This is a genomic window from Myceligenerans crystallogenes, from assembly GCF_039529775.1.
Lineage (GTDB): Bacteria > Actinomycetota > Actinomycetes > Actinomycetales > Cellulomonadaceae > Myceligenerans > Myceligenerans crystallogenes.
The window spans coordinates 305,272-326,868 of the sequence record NZ_BAAANL010000001.1; the positions used below are offsets into that span (position 1 = coordinate 305,272).

General features: G+C 72.1%; 20 protein-coding genes. 16 read left to right on the top strand and 4 right to left on the bottom strand.

Annotated features, from left to right (window positions below; all coding sequences use genetic code 11):
* Window positions 1–88 precede the first annotated feature (88 nt).
* Entirely contained in the window at window positions 89–1,762 is a 1,674-nt protein-coding gene (locus ABD208_RS01205) for a S1C family serine protease (RefSeq protein ID WP_344098840.1), read from the top strand.
* Window positions 1,763–2,138: 376 nt separating this feature from the next.
* Window positions 2,139–2,645 carry a GNAT family N-acetyltransferase gene (locus ABD208_RS01210; RefSeq protein ID WP_344098841.1) on the top strand — a complete coding sequence of 169 codons (507 nt, stop codon included), beginning with the start codon at window positions 2,139–2,141 and terminating at the stop codon, window positions 2,643–2,645.
* Window positions 2,646–2,663: 18 nt separating this feature from the next.
* Here the strand turns inward: ABD208_RS01210 and ABD208_RS01215 are convergent, their stop codons facing one another.
* Window positions 2,664–3,293: a TetR/AcrR family transcriptional regulator gene (locus tag ABD208_RS01215; protein WP_344098842.1), complete on the bottom strand. Its 630-nt coding sequence runs from the start codon at window positions 3,291–3,293 to the stop codon at window positions 2,664–2,666.
* Window positions 3,294–3,525: 232 nt separating this feature from the next.
* On the opposite strand from ABD208_RS01215, the gene ABD208_RS01220 reads away from it, so the two are divergent.
* Both ABD208_RS01220 and ABD208_RS01225 read left to right on the top strand, forming a co-directional pair.
* Entirely contained in the window at window positions 3,526–4,122 is a 597-nt protein-coding gene (locus ABD208_RS01220; RefSeq protein WP_344098843.1) for a DUF6230 family protein, read from the top strand.
* Window positions 4,113–5,525, top strand: a complete 1,413-nt coding sequence (locus ABD208_RS01225; RefSeq protein ID WP_344098844.1) for a DUF6114 domain-containing protein — start codon at window positions 4,113–4,115, stop codon at window positions 5,523–5,525. Before ABD208_RS01220 ends, ABD208_RS01225 begins: the two co-directional genes overlap by 10 nt.
* 51 nt (window positions 5,526–5,576) lie before the next feature.
* Here ABD208_RS01225 and ABD208_RS01230 read toward each other — a convergent pair whose 3' ends face one another.
* From ABD208_RS01230 to ABD208_RS01240, 3 genes are all read right to left on the bottom strand, one after another.
* A complete protein-coding gene (locus ABD208_RS01230) occupies window positions 5,577–6,356 on the bottom strand; it encodes a DUF4190 domain-containing protein (protein WP_344098845.1) in 780 nt (259 codons plus the stop codon).
* A 104-nt stretch (window positions 6,357–6,460) separates the two neighbouring features.
* Window positions 6,461–7,810, bottom strand: a complete 1,350-nt coding sequence (locus ABD208_RS01235) for an isochorismate synthase (RefSeq protein WP_344098846.1) — start codon at window positions 7,808–7,810, stop codon at window positions 6,461–6,463.
* Between the two features lie 63 nt (window positions 7,811–7,873).
* Window positions 7,874–8,569 (bottom strand): demethylmenaquinone methyltransferase, encoded by a 696-nt coding sequence (locus tag ABD208_RS01240; protein WP_344098847.1) that lies wholly within the window; start codon window positions 8,567–8,569, stop codon window positions 7,874–7,876.
* Window positions 8,570–8,799: 230 nt separating this feature from the next.
* Here ABD208_RS01240 and ABD208_RS01245 point away from each other — a divergent pair, with 230 nt between their 5' ends.
* From ABD208_RS01245 to nuoK, 12 genes are all read left to right on the top strand, one after another.
* Window positions 8,800–10,104 carry a geranylgeranyl reductase family protein gene (locus ABD208_RS01245; RefSeq protein WP_344098848.1) on the top strand — a complete coding sequence of 435 codons (1,305 nt, stop codon included), beginning with the start codon at window positions 8,800–8,802 and terminating at the stop codon, window positions 10,102–10,104.
* A gap of 63 nt (window positions 10,105–10,167) precedes the next feature.
* Window positions 10,168–10,530, top strand: coding sequence for an NADH-quinone oxidoreductase subunit A (locus tag ABD208_RS01250; protein WP_344099993.1), 363 nt, complete (start codon window positions 10,168–10,170; stop codon window positions 10,528–10,530).
* 106 nt (window positions 10,531–10,636) lie between these two features.
* Window positions 10,637–11,188 (top strand): NuoB/complex I 20 kDa subunit family protein, encoded by a 552-nt coding sequence (locus ABD208_RS01255; RefSeq protein ID WP_344098849.1) that lies wholly within the window; start codon window positions 10,637–10,639, stop codon window positions 11,186–11,188.
* A 74-nt stretch (window positions 11,189–11,262) separates the two neighbouring features.
* Window positions 11,263–11,961, top strand: coding sequence for an NADH-quinone oxidoreductase subunit C (locus ABD208_RS01260; RefSeq protein ID WP_344099995.1), 699 nt, complete (start codon window positions 11,263–11,265; stop codon window positions 11,959–11,961).
* 29 nt (window positions 11,962–11,990) lie between these two features.
* The gene (locus tag ABD208_RS01265; protein WP_344098850.1) at window positions 11,991–13,382 is read left to right on the top strand and encodes an NADH-quinone oxidoreductase subunit D; all 1,392 of its coding nucleotides are present in this window, start codon (window positions 11,991–11,993) and stop codon (window positions 13,380–13,382) included.
* Window positions 13,379–14,227, top strand: a complete 849-nt coding sequence (gene nuoE / locus ABD208_RS01270; RefSeq protein ID WP_344098851.1) for an NADH-quinone oxidoreductase subunit NuoE — start codon at window positions 13,379–13,381, stop codon at window positions 14,225–14,227. Before ABD208_RS01265 ends, nuoE begins: the two co-directional genes overlap by 4 nt.
* Window positions 14,224–15,576, top strand: a complete 1,353-nt coding sequence (nuoF, locus tag ABD208_RS01275; protein WP_344098853.1) for an NADH-quinone oxidoreductase subunit NuoF — start codon at window positions 14,224–14,226, stop codon at window positions 15,574–15,576. The genes nuoE and nuoF overlap by 4 nt, the downstream gene beginning before the upstream one ends.
* Window positions 15,573–18,185, top strand: a complete 2,613-nt coding sequence (locus ABD208_RS01280) for an NADH-quinone oxidoreductase subunit G (RefSeq protein ID WP_344098854.1) — start codon at window positions 15,573–15,575, stop codon at window positions 18,183–18,185. Before nuoF ends, ABD208_RS01280 begins: the two co-directional genes overlap by 4 nt.
* Complete coding sequence (nuoH, locus tag ABD208_RS01285; RefSeq protein ID WP_344098855.1) at window positions 18,182–19,477, top strand: NADH-quinone oxidoreductase subunit NuoH; 1,296 nt, start codon at window positions 18,182–18,184, stop codon at window positions 19,475–19,477. The genes ABD208_RS01280 and nuoH overlap by 4 nt, the downstream gene beginning before the upstream one ends.
* Window positions 19,467–20,330 (top strand): NADH-quinone oxidoreductase subunit NuoI, encoded by an 864-nt coding sequence (gene nuoI / locus ABD208_RS01290; protein WP_344098856.1) that lies wholly within the window; start codon window positions 19,467–19,469, stop codon window positions 20,328–20,330. The genes nuoH and nuoI overlap by 11 nt, the downstream gene beginning before the upstream one ends.
* On the top strand, window positions 20,327–21,196 hold the full coding sequence (locus ABD208_RS01295) for an NADH-quinone oxidoreductase subunit J (protein ID WP_344098857.1): 870 nt from the start codon (window positions 20,327–20,329) through the stop codon (window positions 21,194–21,196). The genes nuoI and ABD208_RS01295 overlap by 4 nt, the downstream gene beginning before the upstream one ends.
* Window position 21,197: 1 nt before the next feature.
* Window positions 21,198–21,497, top strand: coding sequence for an NADH-quinone oxidoreductase subunit NuoK (gene nuoK / locus ABD208_RS01300; protein ID WP_344098858.1), 300 nt, complete (start codon window positions 21,198–21,200; stop codon window positions 21,495–21,497).
* Window positions 21,498–21,597 lie beyond the last annotated feature (100 nt).

Genomic DNA, 21,597 nt, shown 5'->3' on the forward strand with positions numbered 1-21,597 from the left:
GCCCGCATTTGCAGGGAACTCACAGCGTCGGTCAAGGGTTGCGCCAGGGTGGGGGCGTGTAGTGGTTCACGGATGAAGGAGGCCACCCGTGAACAGCCAGCAGAACCCCACCGGCCAGCAGGGACAGGACCCCGAGGCGGCGCACCCGGCTCCGCCGCCGCCCCCGGCGGAACCGGCACCGGCCGACCCCGGCACGCCGACCCCGGCCGCGGAGGCCCGGGCGGCGCAGGTCGGAACCGGCGCGACGCCGGCCCCGGCCGCGCGGCCCGCCGAACAGGCTCCGCCGGCGCAGACCTCGTACCCGACCCGGCCACTTCCCGCCCAGCACGGCGCGCCGGAGTTCCCGCCGGCCCCGCGCGGCGCGGAGCCCGCCCCGGAGTACCCGCCGGCCTCGCACCGCACGGAGCCCGCACCGGGGACCCAGCCGGCCCCGCCCGCCCCGCCGGCCGCGTACGCCGGGAATCCGTACGCGGCCCCGGGCGCCGCGGGCACGGCCCCGAAGCCGCGGCGGGACAGCCGCTGGGGGCCTGTCGTGGGTGCCGCGGCGATCGCCGCGCTGCTTGCCAGCGCGGGCACCGCCGGTGCGATCTCGCTGTTCGACGGCGACAGCCGCGCGGCGTCCCTCGCGGAGGTCGGCGAGGCCCGGCAGCAGAACGCCGTCCCCGTCTCCTCCAGCGGCGACGCCCCGGACTGGCAGGCGGTCACCGCCGCGGTGCAGGATTCGGTGGTCTCGATCCAGGTCGCCACGCAGTCCGGCGGGGGCGAGGGCTCGGGCGTGGTCATCGACGCCGACGGGCACATCCTGACCAACAACCACGTGGTGGCGGGCGCCGAGCAGGTGCAGGTGGCGCTCTCGGACGGGCGTTTGCTCGAGGCCGAGGTCGTGGGCACGGACGCCACGACCGACCTCGCCGTCGTGCGGCTCCAGGACGTCCCGGACGACCTGAAGGCCGCCACCATCGGCGACTCCGACGCCGTCACCACCGGCGATCCCGTCATGGCGATCGGCAACCCGCTCGGCCTCGACGGCACGGCGACCACCGGCATCATCTCGGCCCTGAACCGCCCGGTGACGGCGTCGGCCGAGGACGGCAGCGCCGTGTCGGTGACCAACGCCATCCAGACCGACGCCGCCGTCAACCCCGGTAACTCCGGTGGCCCGCTGTTCACCGCGAACGGCGAGGTGATTGGCATCAACTCCTCGATCCTCACGCTGTCGGGCGGCATGGGCGGGCAGTCCGGGTCGATCGGGCTCGGTTTCGCCATCCCGTCGAACCTCGCCACCGACGTCGGGCGGCAGCTGATCGACGACGGCACGGCGGAGCACGCGTTCCTCGGCGTCTCGCTCTCGGACGCCACCGCCACCGCCGACGGCGTCACGCGCCGCGGTGCACGGATCGAGGACGTCGTCGCGGGCTCGCCGGCGCAGGAGGCCGGCCTCGAGGTCGGGGACGTCGTCGTCGCCATCGGCGAGGACGCGGTGGACGGCCCGGAGTCCCTGACCGCCTTCGTGCGGGAGTACGGGGCGGGTGACGAGACCACGGTCACCGTCGTCGGCGACGACGGCGACGGCGAGACCCGGCAGGTCGACGTGACGCTCGCCGTGCTGGACGAGGAGCAGACCTCCGGGCAGGGACAGCAGGAACCACAGCTTCCCGGGCAGGACGACATGTCCGGGCAGGAGGGGCAGGAGGGTTCCGGCAGCGACCAGACCGATCCGGGGAACATCCCGGACTGGCTCCGGGAGCTGTTCGGGAACTGACGCGACGAAGGGTTCGGCGAAGGGTGAGGGCCGAGGAACGAGGCACTCGCCCGTAGCCGAGCACGAGGAGCGTCAACGTCGAACTGACGACACGCCCTCACGTCGGGACACGCCGCGGTGTGGGCATCGCCTCACCCGTCACCGCGGCGCCGTCCCATCAGGGGCGAACCGGGCCTCAGGCGGCTCGTTTCGCACCACAAACCATGGGGTTCTTTCCATCTCTCCTCTGGGTGGAAAGAACCCCATGGCGTACAAAGAACGATAATAAAGATGCCGCGAACGAACCTCAAAGGGTCGCAAAGGGGCGAAGATATCTTTAAGGAATTATGACTACCGGGGATAGTGCATTGCCTCTTCGAGCGCTACCTTGAGGCCCGTGATCGGGACCTATGACTTGGTGAGAACGCGTGGCCGCTCCGACGCGGCGCACGACATCCTGCGTGAACTCCCTGAATGGTTCGGGCTCGGGGAGTTCACGGACGAGTACGTCGAGGCCGCGGGTAAGTTCCCCAACTATCTGGCGGTCGACGGGCCGTCCGTGCTCGACGGCACCCCCGACGGGGCGGACGTCCCCGTCGAGGACATCACGGGGATCCTGCTGCTCGACCCGCGCTACGACAGCACGGCCGAGGTGCACCTGCTCGCCGTCCGGCGCGAGCACCACCGCACCGGGATCGGCCGGGCGCTCCTGCGGCGGGTGGAGGACGACATGCGCGCGCAGGGCGTGCGGCTCCTGACGGTGAAGACGTTCGGGCCGTCCAGCCCGGACCCCGGGTACGACCGGACCCGCGCCTTCTACGAGGCGGTCGGCTTCCTGCCGGTCGAGGAGTTCCCGGACCTGTGGGCCGAGAACCCCTGCCTGCTCATGGTCAAGGTGCTCTGACGCCTCGCCCCGCGCGCCTCACCGCGCGCCCGCGGCCGTCAGCACGCCGGCCGGCAGCTCTGCCCCCATCGCGTTCACGACGCCCAGCATGCTCTTCTCCAGGTAGGCGACCAGCTCCTCGGCCGGGATGTCGGTGTTCAGGCCGCCGTCGACCAGCGCCTGCTCCGCCAGCGCGACCCAGCTCCGCAGCGCGATCCGCAGCATCTCGGAGTCCGGCACGCCCATTCCCATGGCCGCCGCCACGGCGCGCTCCGTCTGCTCCCGCCGCGCGCTCTCGATGAGCTCGCGCACCTCCTCGTCGCCGCTCGCGGCGCCGCGCACCAGCGAGTAGAAGGTCGGCCCGTGCTCCCGCACGTAGGCCACCAGGCGCACCAGCGTGTCGTGCAGCCGTTCCAGCGGGGGGAGCTCGTCGCGGGGCTCGCTCGCGTGCAGCATCGAGTCGCGGGCGCGCAGCACGATCTCGTGGTGCAGCCCGTTCTTCGAGCCGAAGTAGTAGTAGACGAGGCCCGTGGAGACATCGGCTTCCGCGGCGATCTCCTCGACAGTCACCTCCGAGAGCGGGCGGTTGGCCAGGGTGGCCACACCGAGGGCGACGAGCTGGTCCCGGCGCTCCTCCGGGCGAAGACGAGTTCTGCGGCTGCTTGCCATGAGCTGAGCATATCTACCAACCTGTCCGGAGCGCGGGTGAAGTCCCGTTCCGTGAGCAGGTGCCCGGTGGGTGTCCGACGACGTCAGCGCGGTGCGCGAACCCCGCGCCGGCCTGTGCCGGTCCTTGCCCGGCGAGAATCACGGGACGACAATTGACGACAACTCAGTAGTCCGATACGGTCGCGCTCTGACGACGAAGGCGTCGCCTCGACTTGTGTCAAAGGGGAAACATATGAAGCTCAGCAACCTCACGAAGTCGCGCGCGGGGCGTGTGGCGCTCGCCGCCCTCCCGGTCGCCGTGGCGTCATCCGTGCTCCTCGGCGGTGTGGCGCAGGGCGCCGTCCCGGTCTCGTTCGCCATCTCCGGCCAGCCGTTCAAGATCGCCGCGACCCAGCTCGACGGCACCGGCTTCTCGCAGTACGCGGGCGTGGCCACGGACACGAACGGCAAGCACCACCCGGCGGCGATCGCGAACATCAAGGACGCCAAGCTCTACAACCTCTGCCAGACGGTCGTGCAGGACACCAGCCTCGGCAAGGTCGGCCTGAAGATCTCGGCCGGCACGGGCAAGGGCCGCCCGGCCGAGGCGACCGACCTGCAGATCGGCATGACCGACCTCTCCGGGACGGCGGTCTTCCGCAACATCCGCATCGGCGTGGACGCCTCCACGGTCAACACCGCGGCGAAGGGCCACCGGGGCGACTTCGCCATGGACTCCGACTCCATCGACATCGACGGCCTGAAGCAGGTCTCGTGGAGCACGCAGGCGGCGGTGTTCAAGCTGACCGACCTGCACCTCGAGCTGACGAAGGGCGAGGAGTGCTTCTGAGCGGCGGCTCCCGGCGGCGCGCCTTCCGGGAGTGGCACGCGGGGCGCCCGTTCGTCGGCGCCGTGCTGGTCGTCCTGGCCGGCCTGGAACTCCTGCTCTCCGGCCCGATCGACCTCGGGGCGTTCGCCGACACGTTCGGCGTCGAGGGCATCCCCGACATGCAGCTCGCCATCGGCATCGAGGGCGTCCAGGCGATCGTCCTGCCCCTCGCGCTGATCCTGCTGGGCCTGCTGTCGATGTGGCAGCCCGTGCACCGGATCTTCTACGGCGTCATCATCCTGGTGATCTCCGTGTACACGCTGTCGGGCGTGAACCTCGGCGGCTGGTTCGTCGGGTTCCTGCTCGGCGTCATCGGCGGCGTCGTCATCGTCTCGTGGGCGCCGCGGGAGCAGGCCGCCGCGGCCCCCGTGCCGTCCGACGACGACGTGCCCGGCGACCGCGACCCCACGGTGCCCGCCAAGTCCGCCGCGGTCGTGCTCGGGGTGGTGCTGGCGCTCGGCGGCCTGCAGCCGATGTCGGTCGCCGCCGCGGAGGCGGACTGCTGGGACCCGATCGAATGGATCGACTGGGTCGACTGCGACGAGGCATCGCCGTCACCGTCGCCGTCCGGGTCGGGCCCGGCGTCGTCGTCCCCCTCCCCGTCGCGGGGCGGGGCGACGGACGACCCCGCCGGTGACGTCGTCGACGACGTCACGGACGGCGTGGGCGACGTCGTCGACGGCGTGACCGGCGGCGGGGACGCCGCCGGGGGAGCAGGCGACGGGACGGACGGCGGCGCGAAGGACGACGGCACGGACAAGGCGTCCGGCGAGAAGGCCGCCGAGATCTTCAGCGACGACCCGTCGGCCGAGGGGCTGTCCGTCGGCTACGTGTGCGACGGCGAGAAGAAGAGCGTCACCCTGCCGATGCTCCCGGCGGGCGAGGACAACACCCACACCTTCTCGCTCCCGGCCGACCTGAGGACGTCCGACCTGGAGATCAGCGGGATCCGGTCGATCGAGCTCGTCTCCGTCCCGGTCACGCACGAGGCCGAGCGCCGTGACGTGCTGAAGATCGTCGCGGACCACGTCAAGACGCCGGGGTTCTGGCTCAAGACGTACGCGTACGACACCGCCGACGGCAAGCCCACGACGGCCGGCACGGACACGTCCGCCGGGTACGTCTCGATGGACGGCAGCGCGACGATGTACATCTCCGGGGTCAACCTGGGCTGCCCGGACTTCGGGAAGATCGCCGAGGAGCCCCCGGCGACGATCGTCGCGTGGCTGCTGGCGCTGTCGGACGCCCAGATCGACCTGGTGGGCGCCACGAGCGACGTGCAGACCTGGTCCGGCTTCCGCGAACAGGTCTGGGGCGACCCGGAGCGCCCCATCGGCGAGGGCCCCGAGGCGGGCATGCCGTAGCCGCCCGCCGGCTCGGCGGTACCCGCACCCGCCGGGCCGGCAGGGACCGCCCTACTTGGCGGTGCCCTGGACGGACTTCTTCAGCGGCGACCCGTCCATGGTCATCGCGTAGCAGGTGATCCAGCGGTCACCGAGCGTCCACGACGCGTTGGTCGGGTAGAGGTAGCCCATGTCCAGCACCGAGGTCTGGAAGTCCGTTCCGACGTAGCTCTCGAAGAGCTTGTTGCACTCCTTGCCGGCGGCGGCGTCGACGCGCTTCTGGCCGGGGTAGTCCCCGTCCGGGAAGGTGTACGCCCCGATCACCTCGCCCCTGTGCGGCCCGTCGCACCCGGTGCGGGTCATGGTGTCGAGGGTGGGGATCCCGGCGTCGGACAGGAAACAGGTTCCCTCCTCCATCGTGATGCTCTCCGACAGACCCTGCTCGTATCCCGACCGGAGGCCTTCCTGGAAGTCCTCGTTGCCGGCGATCGACACGAGGGACACGAGGACGGCGATCCCCGCGACGATCTCGAGCACGCCGAGCACGATGCCGGCGATCGCGAGCCCGCGGCCGCCCTGGCCCGACTTCTTGATCCGCGTCAGGGAGACGATGCCGAGGATGACCGGGACGAGGCCGAGGCCGAGGATCGCCGTGATGAGCGCGGCGAGGGAGAAGCCGTCCGTGCCCGAGGGCTGGGGCCGGCCCGCCGGATCGGGGTAGCCGCCCGGGGTGGTCTGGTAGGGGCCGGCCGCGGCCAGGGACGGCTGGCCGCCCTGGGACGGCGCGTACGGGTTGGAGCCGGCAGCGGGATACTGCGCGCCGGGCTGGGGAACGCCTGGGTCGAAGGTCACGGGAACAGACCGTAATGACGTATCGGGGCCGTCCACCCCGAACCGGCCCCATCGGCCGTGTTCGTATCCGGATCGTGACAGGCGGACGGCGGTCCGGGTGCCGCTCAGTCCATGCCGAGGGCGTACCGCATCGGCTCGAGCTTCGCCTCGGACTCCGCGAGTTCCGCGACCGGGTCCGACGCCGCGACGATGCCGCACCCCGCGAACAGCCGCACGCGCCGCGGGTCGCGCTCCGACAGCTCCGCCGAGCGCAGCGCGATGCCCCACTCGCCGTCGCCGTCGGCCCCGACCCACCCGACCGGGCCCGCGTAGCGTGCCCGGTCCAGGCCCTCGATCTCGCGGATCAGGCCCCGCGCCGCCACGGTCGGCGTGCCGCACACGGCGGCGCTCGGGTGCAGGGCCGCCGCCAGGGAGAGGGACGACGGCGGCCGGGTGCCTCCCCGGGACCCGTCGAGCACGGCGGTGACGTCCGTGGCCAGGTGCATCACGTTGGGCAGGTGCAGCACGAACGGCGCCTCGGGCACGTTCATCGACGAGCAGTACGGCTCCAGCGCGGCCGCGACGGAGCGCGCCGCGTAGGTATGTTCCTCGCGGTCCTTCGGCGAGCTCGCGAGCCGGGCCGCGTTGAGCAGGTCCGCCTCGTCGTGGCCGGGGCCGCGGGTGCGGCGGATCGTGCCGGCCAGCACCCGGGAGGTGACGAGTCCCTTCTCGCTGCGCACCAGCAGCTCCGGCGTCGCGCCCACCAGGCCGTCGACGCTGAACGTCCAGCAGGACTCGTACCCCTGGGCGAGCCGCCGCAGCAGGTGGCGCGGGTCCACGGGGCGCTCGGCCGTGGCGACGACGTCGCGCGCGAGCACGACCTTGTCCAGCTCGTGCGTCCTGATCCGGGCGACGCCCTCGGCCACGACGGACTTCCAGTCCTCCGCAGCCACGGAGCCGTCGGCGCAGGTCACGCGGCCGGGCGCGGTGACCGCGACGTGCGGGTAGGCGTGCCGGAACGCGTCCGGGGCCGGGGCCGCGCGGTCGCCGACCAGCTCGATCGTCGTCGTCCAGCACTCGCCGTCGCGGCGGCCGGCGACGACGCGCGGCACGATCAGGGCGCCGCACGCGCGTGTCGGGTCCTCGGACTCGTCGCCGGGGACGACGTCGTCGAACGCGAACGAGCCGAAGGCGATCGGGCCGGTGCCGGGGACGCCGACGTCGTCGTGCACCTCCGCGCCGATCAGGACCTGGTGCCAGGCGTGCTCGGCGTCGGCGAACCGGCCGGGGCCGAACGTCTCGAACCGCAGGGCCTCACCCCAGCCGACGACGCCGTCGCCGTGCCGCACCCAGCTCAGCGGGCGGGTGTCCGGGAGAAGATCGACGAGCGCCGTCAGCGACTGGGGCAGATCCGCGGTGCGGGAGGTCCGGACCACGAGCCGGGGCGGCGCGAGCGGGGGCGCGATAACACTCATCGCTCCCCAGAATAGGCCGCCGCGCTCCCGCCGAGGTAGGGCCGCGGGCTGTGACGTACGGCCTCAGGCCGGGCGGGTGCCGCGGTGCAGGGCGACGATGCCGCCCGAGACGTTGCGGTACTGGACCGGCTTCCAGCCGGCCTCCAGCATGAGCTTCGCCAGGGCGACCTGGTCCGGCCAGCTGCGGATCGACTCCGTGAGGTACTCGTACGAGCCCTTGTCCTGCCCGGCGGCGCCCGCCATCACGGGGAGCGCGCGCATCAGGTACTCCCGGTAGGCCACCCGGAACGGCATCCACGTGGGCGTGGAGAACTCGGCGATCACCACGCGGCCGCCGGGGCGGGTCACGCGCAGCATCTCGCGCAGGGCGGCGGAGGTGTCCACGACGTTGCGCAGGCCGAAGCTGATCGTGACGACGTCGAACGCGCCGTCGGCGAACGGCAGCTTCGTCGCGTCGCCCGCGACGAACGGCAGGTCCGGGCGCCGCTCCTTGCCGACCTCGAGCATGCCGAGGCTGAAGTCGCTGGGCACCACGCGGGCGCCGTCCTCCACGAACGGGTCGCTCGACGTGCCGGTCCCGGCCGCGAGATCCAGGATCACGTCCCCGGGCCGCGCCGCGACCGTCTCGCGCACCAGGCGTCGCCAGCGGCGGTCCTGGCCCAGCGAGATCACGTTGTTCGTGAGGTCGTAACGCCTGGCGATGCCGTCGAACATGGACGCGACTTCTTCGGGGTTCTTCTCCAGCCCGGCACGTGACATGAGGCAATGCTCCCACGCGCCGCGCCCGCCTTCCGGCGCCGGCCCCGCCGCCCGATCCCGGGGGCCGCCTCGCGGCCCCTCATCAGCGGGGGTGATGTAGATCACGGTCCCAAGTTAGGTTCACCTTGCTACCCAATGTCCGTCTCGTATGGCTAGTGTGGCGGTGTTGTGACAGGGTTCACAAGGACCTGTCAGGACGCGGCATCGAGTTCACAAACGGGGGTGAGCACGTGCAACACCGCAGCGACGACGCTGACGTCATCGTGGTGGGCGCCGGCCCGGCCGGTTCGTCCACCGCGCACTGGTGCGCGTCCGCAGGGCTTGACGTCCTGCTCCTGGAGAAGGCGGAGTTCCCGCGCGACAAGATCTGCGGCGACGGCCTGACGCCCCGCGCCGTGGCGGAACTCGCCCGGATGGGCGTCGCCACCGACGAGCGGGACGGCTGGATCCGCAACCGCGGCCTGCGCGTGCACGCCTCGGGCCGGTCGTGGGAGCTCGACTGGCCCGACCTGGCGTCCTTCCCGGCGTACGGCATGGCGCACGCCCGCAAGACGCTGGACCACAAACTCGCGCAGCACGCCCAGGCGAGCGGCGCCAAGCTGCACACCCGGACCAAGGTCACGGGCGCGGTCACCGACGAGCGCACCGGCCGCGTCGCGGGCGTCACGGCGCAGCCGCTCGACGGCGCCGGGCGCCCGGACGGCCCGCAGCGCACGTTCCGCGCGCCCGTCGTCGTCGCCTCCGACGGCGTGAGCTCGCGCCTGGCGACCGGCGTCGGCCGGCTGCGGCGCGACGACCGCCCCATGGGCACGGCGGTGCGCGGCTACTACCGGACGCCCCTGCACGCCGACCCGTTCATGGAGTCGCACCTGGAGCTGTGGGCGGGCGAGCCCGGGAGGTCGGCGCTGCTGCCCGGCTACGGCTGGGTCTTCCCGCTCGGGGACGGCACCGCGAACGTGGGCCTCGGCAGCGTGCACAGCACGCCCGCCCGCCAGTCCGCGGCCGGGATCGACTACCGGTCGCTGCAGGACACCTGGCTGAGCAACTCCGCCCCGGCCGGGTCGGAGCTCTCCCCGGAGGCCGCCGTCGGCAGGGTGCGCGGCGCGGCCCTCCCGATGGGCTTCAACCGCGGGCCGCTGTACGACGCCGGCCTGCTGCTCGCAGGCGACGCCGCCGGGATGGTCTCCCCGTTCAACGGCGAGGGCATCGCCTACGGCCTCCAGGCCGGGCGCGTGGCCGCCGACGCGATCGTGACCTCCCGCCAGAAGCGGTCCGACGACGCGCGCGAGGCGGCCCTTGAGCAGTACACCGAGCGCATGCGCGGGGACCTGGGCGGTTACTACACCCTCGGCCGCTACTTCGTGCGGCTCATCGAGCAACCGCAGGTCATGCGTGCCTGCGTGAAGTACGGGCTGCCCCGCAAGGTCGTGATGCAGTTCGTGCTCAAGTTCCTGTCCGACTGCTACGAGCCGAACGGCGGCGACTGGATCGACCGCACGATCGCTCTCCTGACGAAGGTGGTGCCACGCTCGTGAAGCGACACCTCAAGGTCATCTCACCGAAGGTCATCTCATGAAGGTCAGTACATCGAAGGTCGCATCATGAATCCTTACGTTCCCATCCTCATCCTCATGGGGATCGGCGCCGTGCTCGCCCTGGGCGGCGTGGGCGCCAGCGCGATCATCGGCCCGAAGCGCTACAACCGCGCCAAGCTCGACGCGTACGAGTGCGGCATCGAGCCGACGCCGCACGCGACCGGCGGCGGGCGCCTGCCGATCAAGTACTACCTCGTGGCGATGACGTTCATCGTCTTCGACATCGAGGTGGTCTTCCTCTACCCGTGGGCGGTCGATTTCACGGCCCTCGCCACGTTCGGACTGGTCGCGATGTTCGCCTTCCTGGCGCTCATCACGGTCCCGTTCGTCTACGAGTGGCGCCGCGGCGGGTTCGACTGGGTCTGAGTCATGACGCTGACGAAGGGCGCAGCGAGGGCGACTGCCGAGGAACGAGGCAGCCGCCCGCAGCAAGCACGAGGAAGCGTCACGAGGGCATCGGAAGGATAGAGACATGGGTGTCGAGGAAGCGCCGTCCGGATTTCTCCTGACGACGATCGAGGACTTCGCCGGGTACATGCGCAAGGCGTCGATGTGGCCGGTCACCTTCGGCCTGGCCTGCTGCGCCATCGAGATGATGGCCGCGGGCACATCGCGCTTCGACCTGTCGCGGTTCGGCATGGAGGTCTTCCGCGCGTCGCCGCGCCAGGCGGACCTGATGATCGTGGCCGGGCGCGTCAGCCAGAAGATGGCGCCGGTGGTGCGCCAGGTCTACGACCAGATGAGCGAGCCCAAGTGGGTGCTGTCCATGGGCGTGTGCGCGTCGTCGGGCGGCATGTTCAACAACTACGCGATCGTGCAGGGCGTCGACCACATCCTGCCGGTCGACATCTACCTGCCCGGCTGCCCGCCGCGCCCCGAGATGCTGATCAACGCGATCCTCGCCCTGCACGAGCAGGTCAGGAACGAGCCGCTCGGCGGCAACCGGGCCGAGATCGCCCGCGCGGCCGAGGCCGCCGCCATGGAGGCGACCCCGACCTCTCTCCAGAAGGGTCTGTTGCGGTGACTGATGACAAGGCGGTCCCTTCGGGGGCCGACGGCGGGGCCGGCGACGGCGGGCGCGCGGAGCTCGAACGCCCCGTGAACCACCTGGAGATCGTCGAGGTGCGCACGGGCATGTTCGGCGCGCGCGGCTCGGGCGACACGTCCGGGTACGGCGGGCTGGTCAAGCCCGTCGCGATGCCGGGCGCGACGCCGCGCCCGTACGGCAGCTGGTTCGACCGCGTCGTGGAGGTGCTCGCGGAGGTACTGCGGGACGGCGGCACCGACCCCGCGGCCGCGATCGAGAAGGTCGTCGTGGACCGGCACGGCGCGGAGTCGCCGGACGCGCCGCAGGCCGAGCTGACCCTGCATATCGCGCGCGAGCACCTCCTGGCCGTGTGCCAGGCGCTGCGCGACGACCAGGACCTGCGGTTCGAGCTGTCGCTCGGCGTCTCCGGCGTGCACTACCCGCACGAGACCGGCCGCGAGCTGCACGCCGTGTACCACCTGGTCTCCGTGACCCACAACCGCCGCCTCCGCGTGGAGACGACGGCGCCCGACGCGGATCCCCGGATCCCGTCCACCACGTCCGTGTACCCGGCCAACGACTGGCACGAGCGCGAGACGTACGACTTCTTCGGCATCGTGTTCACCGGCCATCCCGGCCTGGCGCGCATCCAGATGCCGGACGACTGGGAGGGCCACCCGCAGCGGAAGGACTACCCGCTGGGCGGCATCCCGGTCGAGTACAAGGGGGCCACCGTGCCCCCGCCCGACACGAGGAGGGCTTACTCGTGACCGCGACAGCGCAACCCCACGCAGAGGTCATGGACAGCAGCTCGCACGGCTCAGGACCGCGGCCGCACGGCCCGCGCCACGCGGGACCGGCGCACGCCACGCGCCCGATCGACGACGACGTCGCCCGCACCGTCCGCGGCTTCGAGGCGTACGGCGACGGCGACTGGGACGAGATCGCCCGCGAGGCGATCGGCGAGGAGCGCATCCTCGTCAACATGGGCCCGCAGCACCCGTCCACGCACGGCGTGCTCCGGCTCATGATCGAGGTCGACGGCGAGACGGTGACCGAGGCCCGCGCGGGCATCGGCTACCTGCACACCGGCATCGAGAAGAACATGGAGTTCCGCACCTGGTCGCAGGGCCCCACGTTCTGCACGCGCATGGACTACGTGGCGCCGTTCTTCCAGGAGGCCGCGTTCTGCCTGGCCACGGAGCGGCTGCTCGGCGTGACCGACGACGTCCCCGAGCGGGCCTCGGTGATCCGCGTGCTGATGATGGAGCTCAACCGGATCACGTCGCACCTGATCTGCATCGGCACGGGCGGCAACGAGATGGGCGCCACCACGGTGATGACCATCGCGTTCACCGCCCGCGAGGAGATCCTCCGGCTGTTCGAGGCGGCCACCGGCCTGCGCATGAACCACGCGTACATCCGCCCCGGCGGCGTCGCGCAGGACGTGGGCGAGGGCTTCACCGACCAGGCCCGCGAGGCCCTGAAGAAGGTGCGCGGCTACCTCAAGGACCTCGGCGACCTGATGCTCGCCAACCCGATCTTCAGGTCGCGGCTCGTGGAGGTCGGCACGCTCAACCTCGCCGGCTGCATGGCGCTCGGCGTGACGGGCCCGGTGCTGCGGTCCACGGGCCTGCCGTACGACGTGCGCAAGTCCGCGCCGTACTGCGGCTACGAGACGTACGACTTCGACGTCCCCGTCTCGGACAACGCGGACTGCTACGACCGCGTGGTGCTCCGGATGGAGGAGTGCTACCAGTCCATGCGCATCATCGACCAGGCCCTGGAGCGGCTCGACGCGAGCGTCGGTGAGCCGGTGATCGTGGCCGACAAGAAGATCGCCTGGCCCGCCCAGCTCGCCGTCGGCGCCGACGGCCAGGGCAACTCCCTCGAGCACATCCGCAAGATCATGGGCACCTCGATGGAGGCCCTGATCCACCACTTCAAGCTGGTCACGGAGGGCTTCCCCGTCCCGGCCGGCCAGGCGTGGCAGACGGTCGAGCACCCGCGCGGCGAGCTCGGCGTGCACGTCGTGTCCGACGGCGGCACGCGTCCCTACCGGGCCCACTTCCGGGACCCCTCGTTCAACAACCTGCAGGCGACGTCGCTGATGTGCGAGGGCGGCCAGCTGGCCGACGTCGTCGTCGCGGTCGCCTCGCTCGACCCCGTGCTGGGAGGGGTGGACCGATGACGGCGGAACCTGTTCAGACGCGTTCGGGGTACGACGGCGAGACGCTGGCGGCCCTGCAGCACGACGCCGCGGCGATCACCGCGCGCTACCCCGACCCGCGGTCCGGCCTGCTGCCGATGCTGCACCTGGTGCAGTCCGTGGACGGGTACGTCAGCCGCGACGGCATCATGTTCTGCGCCGAGCAGCTCGGCATCACCTCGGCCGAGGTGAGCGCCGTGGCCACGTTCTACACGCAGTACAAGCGCAAGCCCAACGGGAAGTACACCGTCGGCGTGTGCACCAACACGCTGTGCGCGGTGATGGGCGGCGACGCGATCTTCGACGAGCTCAGCGAGCACCTCGGCGTCGGGCACGACGAGACGACCGACGACGGCGCGATCACGCTGGAGCGCGTCGAGTGCAACGCGGCCTGCGACTACGCGCCGGTCATGATGGTGAACTGGGAGTTCTTCGACAACCAGACGCCGGAGTCGGCCACGGTTGTCGCGGACCGGCTGCGCGCGGGCGAGGCCGTCGCGCCGACCCGCGGCGCGGACAGCGTCTGCTCGTTCAAGCAGATGAGCCGGGTCCTGGCCGGCTTCCCCGACGGCCGCGCCCACGAGGGCGTGGGCGCGGGCGAGGCGTCGCTCGCCGGGCTCCGGTTCGCCCGCGAGCGGGGCGCGACGGCGCCGGACCGCACCGGGGCGGACGACGCCCCCGGCGACGGGACCGGGACGGACCAGGCGGCCGGCGAGGTCCCCGGGACGATCACCGGTGAGCCGGGCTCCAGCGCCGAGCGCACGCCGGCGACGTCGTCGGACCTGGAGACGGGCAAGGACAAGAAGCCCGGAGAGGACGCGAGATGACCGACCTCCTTCCTGTCCTCACGGACACGTGGGACGCGCCGCGTTCGTGGCGGCTGTCGACGTACGAGAAGCACGGCGGGTACGACGGGCTGAAGGCCGCCCTCAAGATGCCGCCGGGTGACGTGGTGCAGGCCGTCAAGGACTCCGGCCTGCGCGGCCGCGGCGGCGCCGGGTTCCCCAGCGGCATGAAGTGGGGCTTCCTGCCGCCCGACGACGGCAAGCCGCGCTACCTCGTGGTCAACGCGGACGAGTCCGAGCCGGGCACCTGCAAGGACATCCCGCTCATGCTGGCCAGCCCGCAGCACCTGATCGAGGGCGTGATCATCACGTCGTACGCGATCGGCTCCAAGCACGCCTTCATCTACGTGCGCGGCGAGGTGCTGCACGTGTACCGGCGGCTCCTGGAGGCCGTCGCCGAGGCGCGGCGCGTGGGCTACCTCGGCACGGACATCCTGGGCTCCGGGTTCGACCTGGAGATCACGGTGCACGCCGGGGCCGGCGCCTACATCTGCGGCGAGGAGACCGCGCTCCTGGACTCCCTGGAGGGACTGCGCGGGCAGCCGCGGCTCAAGCCGCCGTTCCCCGCGGTGGCGGGCCTGTACGCGCGGCCCACCGTGGTCAACAACGTGGAGACCATCGCGAGCGTCCCCGGGATCATCGCCCAGGGCGCCGACTGGTTCAAGGGCATGGGCACGGAGCGGTCGACGGGCCACGGCCTGTTCTCCCTGTCCGGGCACGTCACCACACCCGGCCAGTACGAGGCGCCGCTCGGCATCACGCTGCGCGAGCTGCTCGACCTGGGCGGCGGCATGCGCGGCGGGCGCCCGCTGAAGTTCTGGACGCCCGGCGGCTCATCGACGCCGCTGTTCACCGCCGAGCACCTCGACACGCCGCTGGACTACGAGTCCGTGGGCGCGGCGGGGTCGATGCTCGGCACGCGCGCGCTGCAGATCTTCGACGACACGGTGTGCGTGGTGCGCTCGGTGAGCCGGTGGACCGAGTTCTACGCGCACGAGTCGTGCGGCAAGTGCACGCCGTGCCGCGAGGGCACCTACTGGCTCAAGCAGATCCTGCGGCGCATAGAAGACGGAGCGGCGGGTTCCGGTGACATCGACCTGCTGCTCGACCTGTGCGACAACATCCTCGGCCGGTCGTTCTGCGCGCTCGGCGACGGCGCCACGGCACCCATCACGTCGAGCATCCAGTTCTTCCGGGACGAGTACCAGGCGCACCTCGACGGGCACGGCTGCCCGTTCGACCCGGCGGCGTCGGCCCTCTTCCCGTACACCCCCAGAACAAGGACGCCAGGCACCGCACTCGTCGGCGCCGGCGCGGGAGGTCACCGATGACCGTCACCACACCGAAGCCGGACGGCGCCGGGGAGGCCGTGACGGGTCCCAGGCTCGTCAGCGTCACCATCGACGGGATCCAGACCGACGTGCCCGAGGGCACGCTGATCATCCGCGCCGCCGAGCAGCTCGGCATCGAGATCCCGCGGTTCTGCGACCACCCGCTGCTCGCGCCCGCGGGCGCGTGCCGCCAGTGCCTCGTCGACGTCGCGATGCCGGACCGCGAGGGCAACGTCAAGCCCATGCCGAAGCCGCAGGCGTCCTGCACCATGACGGTCACGCCGGGCATGGTGGTCAGGACGCAGGCCACGTCCGAGGTCGCGGACAAGGCGCAGCAGGGGGTCATGGAGCTGCTGCTCATGAACCACCCGCTGGACTGCCCCGTGTGCGACAAGGGCGGCGAGTGCCCCCTGCAGAACCAGGCGATGAGCAACGGACGGGCCGACACGCGGTTCGAGGACGTCAAGCGGACGTTCCCCAAGCCGATCCCGGTCAGCAGCCAGATCCTCCTGGACCGGGAGCGCTGCGTGCTGTGCCAGCGCTGCACGCGGTTCCAGGACGAGATCGCCGGGGACGCGTTCATCGCGCTGCAGATGCGCGGGGCGAAGCAGCAGATCGGCCGGTACGACGAGGACGTGCTCGGGTTCGAGGGCGGTCAGGGTGACGCCGAGGTCCGCGAGCGGGACGTGGCCGGCCAGGGCTTCTCCTCCTACTACTCCGGCAACACGGTGCAGATCTGCCCGGTCGGCGCGCTCACGGGTGCGAGCTACCGCTTCCGGTCGCGGCCGTTCGACCTGGTCAGCGTGCCCTCCATCGCGGAGCACGACTCGTGCGGCTCCGCGATCCGCATCGACCACCGCCGCGGCCAGGTGCTGCGCCGGCTGTCCGGCGAGGACCCGGTGGTCAACGAGGAGTGGATCACCGACAAGGACCGCTTCGCGTTCACCTGGCAGTCCGCGCCGGATCGCCTGACGACGCCGCTGGTCCGCGAGGACGGCGAGCTGCGGCCCGCCTCCTGGGCCGAGGCGCTGGAGATCGCGGCCCGCGGGCTCGCCGCCGCGCGCGACGCGAGCGGCGTCGGCCTGCTGCCCGGCGGCCGCCTGACCGTCGAGGACGCCTACGCCTGGTCGCGGTTCGCCCGCCAGGTGCTCGGCACCAACAACATCGACCAGCGCGCCCGCGCCCACTCGGCCGAGGAGGCGACCTTCCTCGCCCACGCGGTGGCCGGGACCGGGATCGGCGTCACGTTCGCGGACCTCGAGAACGCGCCCGCCGTGCTGCTCGCGGGCCTGGAGGCCGAGGACGAGGCCGGGGTCACCTTCCTGCGGCTGCGCAAGGGCGTCGCCCGGAACGGCACGCGCGTGTTCGGCGTCGCGCCGTTCGCCTCGCGGGGCCTGGCGAAGCTCTCCGGCACGCTGCTGCCGACCGTCCCCGGGGCCGAGGCCGAGACGCTCGCCGCGATCCAGGACTCGCCGTCGGACACCGCCGCGGCGGATCTGCTCGACGACGCCACCGCCGACGCCGCGGGCGCCCTGCGGGCCGGCGGCGCGATCATCCTGGTGGGGGAGCGCCTCGCGGCCTCGCCCGGTGCCTACTCCGCGGCGCTCGCGCTCGCGGAGGCCACGGGCGCCCGGCTCGCCTGGATCCCCCGCCGCGCCGGCGAGCGCGGCGGCGTCGAGGCGGGCCTGCTGCCCAACCTCCTGCCGGGCGGCCGTCCCGTGACCGACGGCGCCGCCCGGGCGGAGGTCGCCCGGATCTGGGGGGCCGACCTGCCCGCCACGGCCGGCCTCGACACCACCGGGATCATCGACGCGCTCAGCGTCGGGCACCTGTCCGGCGTCGTCGTCGGCGGCGTCGAGCTCGCGGACCTGCCCGACCCGGCGCACGCGCGCACGGCCCTGGCCGCCGCGGGGTTCGTCGTCTCGCTCGAGGTGCGGGCCTCGGAGGTCACCGCGCTGGCCGACGTCGTGCTGCCGGTCGCGCCGCCCGTCGAGCGGGCCGGCTCGTACTGGAACTGGGAGGGCCGCGTGCGGTCGTTCGGCGCGGCGCTGGAATCGGCCGCGCTGCCGGACCACCGCGCGCTGCACGCCCTGGCGCAGCTGCTCGGCAGCGACCTCGGGGCGGGCACGCCCGCCGAGGCGCACCTCGCCGTGGCGGCGCTCGGCGCCTGGTCCGGGGCACGGAGCGCGGCACCCGTCGCGGCCTCCGGCACGCGGACGGTCGCCGGACGCACCGAGGCCGCGCAGGGCGGCGGGCAGGGGACCGCGGTCCTCGCGTCGTGGCGCATGCTGCTCGACGACGCGCGCGGCCAGGACGGCGAACGCCACCTGGCGGCCACGGCCAAGCAGCCGGTGGCGCGGATGTCGCCCGCGACGGCGGCGGCCCGTGGCCTGTCCGACGGCGAGTCCTGCCAGGTCGGCACCGACCGCGGGGCGATCACCCTGCCGGTCGCGATCACGTTCGGCATGACCGACGGCGTCGTCTGGCTGCCGCTGGCGAGCTTCGGCAGCCGGGTGCACGACACGCTCGGCGCCACGCCGGGCGACGTCGTCCGGGTGCGGCGCGCAGGCACCGTGACGCCCGACGAGGACGGGAACGAGGAACGATGAATGGCGTTACCTGGGCCGCCGCGGGAGTGGCCGCCGATTTCAGCAACGAGCCGATCCTCGCGTCGGTCGTCAAGGCGGTGCTGATCGTCGTCTTCCTGCTGACGTCGGTGCTGTTCGCGATCTGGTTCGAGCGCAAGGTCGTGGCCGCCATGCAGCTGCGGCCCGGCCCCAACTGGCACGGGCCCAAGGGCCTGCTGCAGTCCCTCGCCGACGCGATGAAGCTGCTGCTCAAGGAGGACATCAACGTCACGCGGGCGGACCGGGTGGTCTACCTGCTGGCGCCGATGATCTCCGTGGCGGCCTCCCTGCTCGTGTTCGCGGTGATCCCGTTCGGGCCCGCGGTGACGATCCCGTTCACGGACTTCACCACGCCCGCCCAGCTCACCGACTTCCCGGTGGCGGTGCTCTACATCCTGGCCTGCGCGAGCGTGGGCGTGTACGGCATCGTGCTGGGCGGCTGGTCCTCCGGGTCGACCTACCCCCTGCTCGGGGCGGTGCGGTCCACGGCCCAGGTGATCAGCTACGAGCTCGCCATGGGGCTGAGCCTGGTCAGCGTGTTCGTCATGGCGGGGTCGATGTCGACCTCGCAGATCGTGTCGAGCCAGACGAGCATCTGGTGGTTCATCCCGCTGGCCCCGGCGTTCGTGGTCTACGTCATCTCGATGGTGGGCGAGACCAACCGCCTGCCCTTCGACCTGCCCGAGGCCGAGGGCGAGCTCGTGTCCGGCTACATGACCGAGTACTCGTCGATGAAGTTCGCCTGGTTCTTCCTGGCGGAGTACATCAACATGCTCAACGTCTCGGCCGTGTGCGTGACGCTCTTCCTGGGCGGCTGGCGCGCGCCGGTGCCCGACGGGTTCCTCGGCGACTTCCTGAACACGGGCTGGCTGCCGATCGTCTGGTTCCTCGTCAAGGTCTGGGCCGTCATGTTCTTCTTCGTGTGGGTGCGCGGCACGCTGCTGCGCCTGCGCTACGACCAGTTCATGGTGTTCGGCTGGAAGGTGCTCATCCCGGTCGCGCTCGGCTGGGTCGTGGTGCTGGGCGGCGTGCAGTGGGCGCTCAACGTCGCTGAGCTGCCGCGCTCGACCTTCTTCTACCTGGCGGGCGGCGTGGTCGTACTCGTCCTGCTCCCGCTGATGTTCTGGCCCGAGAAACGACGCCGGGCGCAACAAGAGGCGGAGCCCGAGCCGATCGACGCGTTCGCCGACGGCTACCCCGTGCCCCCGCTGCCCGGCCAGAAGCTTCCCGCATCCCCGCGGTTCGGAAAGGAGGTGGCTGGTCATGACTCGTGATCCCAAGCACGAATCGGCCGGCTATCAGCCGCTACGCCCCCAGGCCACGGGCCTGGGCGAGTTCCTCGCGCCCGTCGCGGGGTTCGGGGTCACGTTCGCGGCGATGTTCAAGCCGGTCGTGACCGAGGACTACCCGCGCAAGAAGGAGGCGCCGCAGAGCCGGTACCACGGGCGCCATCAGCTCAACCGGTACGCGGACGGCCTGGAGAAGTGCATCGGCTGCGAGCTGTGCGCCTGGGCCTGCCCGGCGGACGCGATCTACGTCGAGGGCGCGTCCAACGCGGATCTGCCCGAGAACGCGGGCGCGGAGCCGGGTGCGCTGGCGGCGGACTCGCCCGACGGCGCCCACATGAGCCCCGGCGAGCGCTACGGCCGCGTCTACCAGATCAACTACCTGCGCTGCATCTTCTGCGGCCTGTGCGTCGAGGCGTGCCCCACCCGGGCCCTGACCATGACGAACGACTACGAGCTGGCGGGGAACTCCCGCGCGGGCATGATCTTCGAGAAGCAGGACCTCCTGGCCCCGCTGACCGAGGGCATGCTCGCCGCGCCGCACCCGATGGCCGAGGGCACCACCGACACCGACTACTACCGGGGCGACGTCCTCGGCGCGACGCAGGCCCAGGTCGACTGGGTCACGGAGCGCCGTCCGGACGACGAGACCCTGGACGCCGCCGCGGCCGTGGCCTCGGGCAGCCGGCCCGGCCCGGCGCCGCGGCAGCACGAGCTGCGGCCCGACGCCGGTCCCGGCGCGGCCGAGAAGGCGGCCGGCGAGGCGGCGGCCGGATCGGTGCAGGCGCCGTCGGCCCAGGAACCGGCGCTCGACGCCGCTCCCGAAGGAGCGATCCGATGACTCCCGACGTGGGCGGTCTGACCACCGCACTGACGACCTCGGGGGGCGAGGCGTTCCTGTTCTGGGCGCTCGCGCCGCTCATGGTGCTCGCCGCGCTCGGCCTGCTGTTCGTCAAGCGGGCCGTGCACGCGGCGCTGTGCCTGGTGTTCGTCATGGTCAGCCTCGCGATCATGTACATCGCCTCGAACGCGCCCTTCCTCGGCGTCGTCCAGGTGGTCGTGTACACCGGCGCGGTGATGATGCTGTTCCTGTTCGTGCTGATGCTGGTCGGCGTCGACGCGTCGGACTCGCTGACCGAGACCATCCGCGGGCAGCGCTGGATCGGGCTGCTGCTCGGTGCCGGGCTCGCCGTCGTGCTGACCGGCGTCGTCACGCAGGCCGCGCTGACCGGCGGGCCGCCGATCACGGAGGACGAGGTCGCCAACCCGGTGGGGCTGGCCCGGATCCTGTTCGGCGACTACGTGCTGGCGATGGAGACGGTCGGCGTGCTGCTGGTCACCGCCGCGGTGGGCGCGCTGATGCTGACCCACCGCCGCCGGCTCGAACCGAAGAAGACCCAGCGCTACGTCGCCGAGCTGCGCGTCAGGGCGCTCGCCGAGGGCCGCACCGTCGCGCCGCTCCCGGCGCCGGGCGTGTACGCGCGGTCCAACGCGATGGACGCGCCGGCCCTCGGGCCGGACGGCAGGCCGCTCGAGCACTCCGTGCCGCGCGTGCTGCGGATCCGCGGCCAGCAGAAGGCCGCGCCGGTGACGGTGCGGTCCTCGGGCAGCGTGTCCGGGCCGACGACGCCGGGCCGCGCCGCGGAGGCCGCCCCGAGCGGCGCCGCCGTCGGGCCTCGCATCACCAACGGGAACGGGGAAGGCTGACATGGACGTGACCAACTACGCCGTCCTGGCGTGCCTGCTCTTCGCGATCGGCGCGACGACGGTGCTGCTGCGCCGTAACGCGATCGTGGTCTTCATGGGCGTGGAGCTCATGCTCAACGCGACCAACCTCGCCTTCGTGACGTTCGCCAGGATCCACGGCGACCTCACCGGGCAGGTGCTCGCCTTCTTCGTGATGGTCGTGGCCGCCGCCGAGGTCGTCGTGGGGCTCGCGATCATCGTGACGATCTTCCGTACCCGCCGCTCGGCCTCGGTCGACGACGTCAACCTGCTCCATGGGTGAGGCGACGGTGCAGCGGAGGGTGAGGGCCGAGGAACGAGGCACTCGCCCGGAGCGGAACCGGCGCCTCACCCATGAATCGGATATTGCGGCTGAGGGGACC

What these genes read in the sequence shown, in the direction of transcription:
- nuoI (WP_344098856.1), top strand. Translation starts at nt 19,467, where the DNA reads ATGACTCGTGATCCCAAGCACGAATCGGCCGGCTATCAGCCGCTACGC.
- nuoK (WP_344098858.1), top strand. Translation starts at nt 21,198, where the DNA reads ATGGACGTGACCAACTACGCCGTCCTGGCGTGCCTGCTCTTCGCGATC.
- nuoE (WP_344098851.1), top strand. Translation starts at nt 13,379, where the DNA reads ATGACGGCGGAACCTGTTCAGACGCGTTCGGGGTACGACGGCGAGACG.
- ABD208_RS01295 (WP_344098857.1), top strand. Translation starts at nt 20,327, where the DNA reads ATGACTCCCGACGTGGGCGGTCTGACCACCGCACTGACGACCTCGGGG.
- ABD208_RS01215 (WP_344098842.1), bottom strand. Translation starts at nt 3,293, where the DNA reads ATGGCAAGCAGCCGCAGAACTCGTCTTCGCCCGGAGGAGCGCCGGGAC.
- ABD208_RS01280 (WP_344098854.1), top strand. Translation starts at nt 15,573, where the DNA reads ATGACCGTCACCACACCGAAGCCGGACGGCGCCGGGGAGGCCGTGACG.
- nuoF (WP_344098853.1), top strand. Translation starts at nt 14,224, where the DNA reads ATGACCGACCTCCTTCCTGTCCTCACGGACACGTGGGACGCGCCGCGT.
- ABD208_RS01265 (WP_344098850.1), top strand. Translation starts at nt 11,991, where the DNA reads ATGGACAGCAGCTCGCACGGCTCAGGACCGCGGCCGCACGGCCCGCGC.
- ABD208_RS01235 (WP_344098846.1), bottom strand. Translation starts at nt 7,810, where the DNA reads ATGAGTGTTATCGCGCCCCCGCTCGCGCCGCCCCGGCTCGTGGTCCGG.
- nuoH (WP_344098855.1), top strand. Translation starts at nt 18,182, where the DNA reads ATGAATGGCGTTACCTGGGCCGCCGCGGGAGTGGCCGCCGATTTCAGC.
- ABD208_RS01220 (WP_344098843.1), top strand. Translation starts at nt 3,526, where the DNA reads ATGAAGCTCAGCAACCTCACGAAGTCGCGCGCGGGGCGTGTGGCGCTC.
- ABD208_RS01240 (WP_344098847.1), bottom strand. Translation starts at nt 8,569, where the DNA reads ATGTCACGTGCCGGGCTGGAGAAGAACCCCGAAGAAGTCGCGTCCATG.
- ABD208_RS01255 (WP_344098849.1), top strand. Translation starts at nt 10,637, where the DNA reads ATGGGTGTCGAGGAAGCGCCGTCCGGATTTCTCCTGACGACGATCGAG.